The organism is Bowmanella dokdonensis, from assembly GCF_017254865.1.
Lineage (GTDB): Bacteria > Pseudomonadota > Gammaproteobacteria > Enterobacterales > Alteromonadaceae > Bowmanella > Bowmanella dokdonensis.
This window is the reverse complement of the sequence record NZ_JAFKCV010000311.1, coordinates 1-302: the sequence shown is the minus strand read 5'-3', so window position 1 is coordinate 302 and position 302 is coordinate 1. Positions and strand designations below refer to the sequence as shown.

Here is a 302-nt window from a genome sequence, read left to right as displayed (position 1 = left end):
CAGCAGTCCGTCAGATGCTGTTGCCATAGAACGTGACACTGCGACACCGGGAACAGGTCTGGCATTGTTGCTAAGAATAAGGCTGCTAGCTTGACCAGGACCCCACCATTGATCTAAGGCTCCCACTCTGAGGTTCCAATCACCAAACTGGTAAGCGAGAAAGCTTTGATCCCAATAGCGTTCGCCCCCGGGAGCAAAGTTCGTTGAGATCTGATAAGCAAGCGGCCCCCAGTCCCCACTTACCGACATTCTGGCAAATCCCTTTTCGGCGGACACCTCATCAAAGCTCTTGAAACGCTTTT

General features: G+C 52.3%; 1 protein-coding gene. It reads right to left on the bottom strand.

All coding sequences use genetic code 11. The annotated features are described in order from the left end of the window. A partial coding sequence (locus J0A66_RS22725; RefSeq protein ID WP_241264395.1) for a capsule assembly Wzi family protein occupies positions 1 to 302 on the bottom strand: 302 nt, incomplete at both ends.